Source organism: Streptococcus infantis (assembly GCF_047463635.1).
Classification (GTDB): Bacteria; Bacillota; Bacilli; order Lactobacillales; family Streptococcaceae; genus Streptococcus; species Streptococcus infantis_W.
This window is the reverse complement of sequence record NZ_JASHDL010000021.1, coordinates 23,078-29,145: the sequence shown is the minus strand read 5'-3', so window position 1 is coordinate 29,145 and position 6,068 is coordinate 23,078. Positions and strand designations below refer to the sequence as shown.

Annotated in this window: 5 protein-coding genes; all 5 read right to left on the bottom strand. The window is 38.9% G+C overall.

Annotated elements, in window-relative coordinates; genetic code table 11:
• Positions 1–294 precede the first annotated feature (294 nt).
• Positions 295–1,404: an SPFH domain-containing protein gene (locus QM867_RS09615; protein ID WP_414315651.1), complete on the bottom strand. Its 1,110-nt coding sequence runs from the start codon at positions 1,402–1,404 to the stop codon at positions 295–297.
• A 10-nt stretch (positions 1,405–1,414) separates the two neighbouring features.
• A complete protein-coding gene (locus QM867_RS09610; RefSeq protein ID WP_414315650.1) occupies positions 1,415–1,972 on the bottom strand; it encodes a hypothetical protein in 558 nt (185 codons plus the stop codon).
• A 20-nt stretch (positions 1,973–1,992) separates the two neighbouring features.
• A complete protein-coding gene (locus QM867_RS09605; RefSeq protein WP_001067001.1) occupies positions 1,993–2,484 on the bottom strand; it encodes a hypothetical protein in 492 nt (163 codons plus the stop codon).
• A gap of 174 nt (positions 2,485–2,658) precedes the next feature.
• The gene (rbfA, locus tag QM867_RS09600) at positions 2,659–3,009 is read right to left on the bottom strand and encodes a 30S ribosome-binding factor RbfA (protein WP_049527021.1); all 351 of its coding nucleotides are present in this window, start codon (positions 3,007–3,009) and stop codon (positions 2,659–2,661) included.
• Positions 3,010–3,260: 251 nt separating this feature from the next.
• Positions 3,261–6,053 (bottom strand): translation initiation factor IF-2, encoded by a 2,793-nt coding sequence (gene infB, locus QM867_RS09595; RefSeq protein ID WP_414315649.1) that lies wholly within the window; start codon positions 6,051–6,053, stop codon positions 3,261–3,263.
• Positions 6,054–6,068 lie beyond the last annotated feature (15 nt).

Sequence of the window (6,068 nt, the reverse complement as noted above, 5' to 3'; positions counted from 1 at the left end):
TCCATAGGATTCTTTCTAATGATGGTTTGGTCGCTTTTCATTATAGATCTTATGGGACTTTTTTTCTACACAAAATAGGCTCCATAATATCTATAGGGGATTTACCCACTACAAATATTATAGAGCCCTTTATCTTATCATATTTATGGAATAAATGATATTTTCAAGATTTATTTTATTGATTTCTACTCATCTAATCTGACTAGACAATGACCTACTTATAGACACACAAAAAAGAGGGTTGCCCCTCTTTCTGCTTAATTTTTATCCAGATTGCGTAGCATTTCGTCAATCTTATAAGTCCATAATTTCTTTTTTCTTTCGATCAAACTCTTCTTGAGATAATATATCTGCATCTAAAAGTGATTTGAGTTTAGTAAGAGCTTCGATTTGCTCATCAAATGACAAACTTGGTTTAGTTGCTTTTTCATCTAACTGTTGTGCCATATTCATACCAAAAATCATCCCCGCACCATCTCCTAGACCGTGTTGTTCGATTCCTGATGCGACTTTTTGCTGTGCAGCAATATTAGAAGCTTTCTGCGATACATCATCAAAGGCCTTTAAATTCATCTTATTTGATGAAAACTTCTTAACCAATTCCTTAGATTCTGGTGAGAATTCTATATTAGCAATCGCAACTTTTATAATTTCAAATCCAAAACGATCTTTCCAAGTACCAGCATACTGTTCATCATTCGATACTTGTTTTGCAAGTACTGATGCTTGTGATGGTAGCTGTGAGATACGATAAGTTGTTGATAACGAATTAAGGGCAACGGTAAAGGATTGAAGAAATTCCGTGACTATCTGAGCCCTTGCTTGAGCACTATCAAAGCTATAGTAGGTTACATTTGCAGGAAGGAAATTTTTTACAAACTTGATAGCGTCTGTAATTTGAATAGAAAAAGTTCCAAAAGCACGTACTTCTAAGTCTGTACCATAAAATAGGTCGTTATACATAACCGGACCACGAGTACCAAACCTAATATCGCGAATTTCTCTCAAATTGACAAAACAAATCTGTTTTTGCTGATCACTTTGTCCGCCAAATCCAACACGATTAACAACATTATCAAACAGTGATTTTTTTAGCCCATCACCATTAAAAACACTACTCTCCCCATTTTGATATTCATATCCACCTGGTTCAGTGATAATTTCTTCTATTCCAGACTGACTAAAAATAAAAGCAGCAGTATTTTCAGGAATAAATATCTTAGACCCATTTGAAATGACACCTATAGACCCCTGACTATTAACTCCTCTACCATTATTACTGACTTGAAGAACACCCGGACTTACAGCTGTATGTTCATCAAAAGCCTGAACTGTAATAATTTCCTTCCATTGATCTGCAAAAGTACCACTAATTGAATCTGTAAATGCTTTAATTATTCCCATATTTCATCTCCTACAAGGTCTGTTCCATATCACAAAAACTACATTTGACAGTTTGTTTTACGGTTCCAGATAGAGGAGCTCCACAAAAACTGCATTTAGTAGATAGTTTCTCTGGTTCTGAATCCTTAATACCAAGCCCTGCTTTGAAAGTGTCAAACGTATCTTTTAGAGTCTCTGCTAAAATTTCTACACCAAATAAGCTATTATCACCCAAGGTTGCAAAGTTACTTGTATCACCAGAGATTAATTTAATAATATTCGTTGCCCACTTTTCAGTATCCTTAGTATTAGAGAATGAGAAAATAACTTGTCCACCATTATAATAGATTTCTAATCGTTTCATACCATTGGATTTCGTAACTGAAACTTGTGGTTTCCCCTCAAAAACCTTAATTTGGTTAATTGGTATAGTAGTTTGATCTTTTTTTCCTCCAAAAATACCTTTTCTGATATGTATTAAGTGTAGATTCGTTAAAATTAATTCATCTGTAGACAAACCATTTTTTCCAAAACTCACATGATCACTATTCATAACCATGTATTCATGAGGTAACAATTGATAGTCCATCCCAAACTCCATTCTTCTTATTAAAGACTAGCTTTCAACTGTTCTACTTGATCGTGTAGAGAATCACGATATTCCTTTAAAAACTGAATTATTTCCTCTTTTCCTTGAATAGGTGCTTTCTTCAATGGACCATATTGTTTTTTCTGTTCTTCCATTTCTTTTTTAGTAGCATCTTTTAATTCTTGGATAGAAGCACTATCTTCTAAAGCAGTTCCCTTAAAGGCTTCATCAGCTTCGGTATAGTAATTATTGACAATTTTCTCACACATAGTCAAATAATCTTCATAAGTTTTGATAGATTCAATTGTCTCATCACTGACATCTTGTGGATTAAAGTCACTCGAACCTAATTTATCTTTTGCTTTATCTAAAAATCCTTTTTTCCCAGAACTTTCCGTTTTACTATCACTAGATGAATTACTTGTTTTTTCAGACAGAGAACTACAAGCAACTAGAGTAGAAACGGAAAGACATAGTAAAGCTAAACGACAAACTTTTTTTACATTATTCATTAATAGAATCTCCTTTTATTTATGAAATTATCATATCATATTTCCTAAAAAAAAAAAGCATTTTCTGATTAGCAAACATTTTATAAATACAGAATCTCATTTTTAAAAGAATATTTTTCCATTTTAAATTCCACCTATTTTCCACACAAAAAAGAGGGTTTCCCCTCTTTCTGCTTAATGTTTATCCAGATTGCGTAGCATCTCGTCAATCTTGTTTCCATATTCGATGGATTCATCTTTGACAAAAGTTAAGTCTGGAATTTTGTACAATTTCAAATTGCGACCAAGTTCACGTTTGATGGTGCCAGTTGCTTTTTCAAGCCCGACTTGAGCTTTCTGATTATCTGAGGCAAGATTACTCAAAATAGTGTAGTAAACCTTAGCCATAGATAAATCACCTAGCATCTGAACATCAGTGATAGTCACACCTTGGACACGCGGATCACGGACTTTCTTTTGCAAAATCTCATTGACTTCGCGCTTGATTTCCATGCCCACACGATCCGTACGGAAATGATTTGCCATGCTTTTTCCTTTCTCTCAATTGAACCAAAAGCTAGGCCAGCAGACCTAGCTATTTTTAAACTTATTGATTGTCAGTTCAAATTGAAACGAAGTTCAATTTGAACTTATCTGCTTCTTTCGCCGTGGTGAAAGTGATTGGACTGATAATTCAGTTCAATCACTGGGGATTTTTGAGACTCTAGGCTCAAAAATAAGCAATGAAACCATCGGTTTGCTTGCGTCCCTCACCACCTAAGAAAGGAGCAAAAATCTTATCTCTTGATTTCTTCCATGATGTAGGCTTCAATCACATCATCCATCTTGATATCATTGTAGCCATCAATCATGAGACCACCTTCACGGCCGTTTGTAACTTCTTTAACGTCATCTTTATAGTGTTTCAAGCTAGCTAGGGCACCATCGTAAATAACGACACCATCACGGATGACACGGACTTTAGAGTCGCGAGTAACTTTACCGCTGGTAACCATAAATCCACCGATTGTTCCCACTTTAGATACCTTGAAGGTTTCACGGATGATCGCTTCACCAATAACTTTTTCTTTAAATTCTGGGTCAAGCATCCCTTTCATGGCTTCTTCCATCTCTTCGATAACCTTGTAGATGATGCTGTGGAGACGGATTTCTACATCGTCAGCTTCTGCTTGTTGACGAGCTTGTGGTGTAGGACGCACGTTGAAACCAACGATAAAGGCATTTGAAGCTTCGGCAAGTGTCACGTCAGATTCATTGATAGCACCTACTGCTGAGTGAACAATAGTTACTTTAACACCTTCCACATCAATCTTTTGAAGTGATGCAGAGAGAGCTTCAACAGAACCTTGTACGTCGGCTTTGATGATGACGTTAACAGACTTGAGTTCTCCTGCTTTAAGGGTATCAAAGAGGTTTTCAAGGCTGACACGTTGAGTAGCTTGACGTTGCTTCATAAGAGCACGTTTAGCACGTTCTTCACCAGCTGCACGGGCAGATTTTTCATCTTCGTAAACGGCAAAGTGGTCACCCGCCATTGGCGCTTCGTTCAAACCTGTGATAGATACTGGTGTTGATGGGCCTGCAACCTTCACACGACGTCCAAGGTCGTTAGTCATAGCACGGACACGTCCGAAAGTATTTCCGACAACGATTGGATCTTGGACATTCAAAGTACCTTGTTGAACAAGAAGGGTTGCGACCGCACCTTTTCCTTTATCCAAACGAGCTTCGATAACAGTACCGATGGCACGAACTGTTGGATCAGCTTTGAGCTCTTGAATTTCAGCCACAAGTAGAACAGTTTCCAAGAGTTCATCGATATTTTGGTTGAACTTGGCTGATATTTCTACAAACTCAGAATCTCCACCCCAAGCTGTTGACATAACACCATGTTCAGCCAATTCACCGATCACACGTTCTGGGTTGGCACCTGGTTTATCAATCTTGTTAATGGCAACGATGATTGGAACATTAGCTGCTTTTGAGTGGTTGATGGCTTCGATAGTCTGAGGCATAACCCCATCATCTGCCGCTACGACCAAGATAGTAATATCGGTAACAGAGGCACCACGCGCACGCATAGATGTAAAGGCCGCGTGTCCTGGTGTATCAAGGAAGGTAATCTTCTTGCCATTTTCCACGATTTGGTAGGCACCGATATGCTGAGTGATACCACCGGCTTCACCTGTTGCAACACGAGAATTACGAAGGGTATCCAAGAGGGTTGTCTTACCATGGTCAACGTGTCCCATGATGGTAACAACTGGTGGACGCTCTACAAGTTCATCTTCATTGAGATAACCATCTTCAGCGAAGAAACGTTCGATATCAGCATTGTCCACTTCAACCTTTTGTTTAGCATCAATACCGTAATCGACCATGAGGAGTTCGATTGTTTCACCGTCTAAGGACTGGTTTTGTGTCGCCATCACGCCCATCATGAAGAGTTTCTTAACAATCTCAGCTGGTTCGCGCTTGATACGTTTTGCAATTTCCGCGACGGTCATACCATCTGTATATTCAAATTCTGTTGGCAATTCATGGAACTTACGCTCTGTAACAGGTTTTGGTGCCTGACTACGGTTGTTTTTGTTATTGCCTTTTTTATTCTTTTTGTTATTGTTCCAGTTACTATTTCTTTGATTTCTCACTTGATTTTGACTACTTCGATTCTTTTGTTGTTTTCTAGGACCATCTTCTTCGTGATCGAAATCATCACGTTCTTTGTCTGGTCGGGCTTGTTTCTTACGACGTGTATCCACTACAGGTTCTTTAGCTACAGGAGCTACTTCAACCACTGGTTGAACTTGCTGTACTTGTTCAGCCAATTTAGCAGCTTCTTCAAAGATTTCCTCCGGTTCCTTGCGTTTGTTTGCTTGAGCCAAGGCTTCTTTGGCAGCTTGAGATTGCTTGAAGCGTTCCTCACTTGAACGAGCATATTCTGCATTTTGCTCTGCCTTTAGAGCAGCTGCACGGGCTTTAAAGTCAACACGTGGGCCTGCTTGATTTGGACGTTTGTCCTCTTGTTGACGGCGCTCATTCCCGCGATTTTGCTGACCTTGCTGTTTCTTAGCTTGGTCATTAAAGCGACGATTGTCGCGATTGCCTTGACCTTGTTTACCACCATTACGGTTATCATTTTTTTGACGATTTCCATTTTGTTGGTGGTCACGGTTATTGCCCTTATTTTGCTTGCGTCGTTCTGCCTGCTCTTTTGCACGTGCTTCACGCTCAGCCTTAAAGTTTCGACTCTGTGGTTTTACTGGCGCCACTCTTTCTTCTTTAGGGGCAACCGCTGCTGCTGGTTTTACCTCTTCCTTAGCTACAGCTGGTTTAGCTGGCTCAGATTTTTCGGCTTTCTTTTCTGTACTTGCTTTTGGTTCTGCAGGTTTTGCTTCTACTTTCGAAGCAGCAGACTTAAAGCTGGCAGCGATTTTTGCAGCGACAGCTTCTTCCACACTTGATGAGTGGCTTTTTACATCCAAGCCCAACTCTTTTGCACGCGCTACAACTTCTTTACTTTCTTTTCCAAGTTCTTTTGCGATTTCGTACAATCTTTTCTTAGACAAATCATGTCCTCCTCT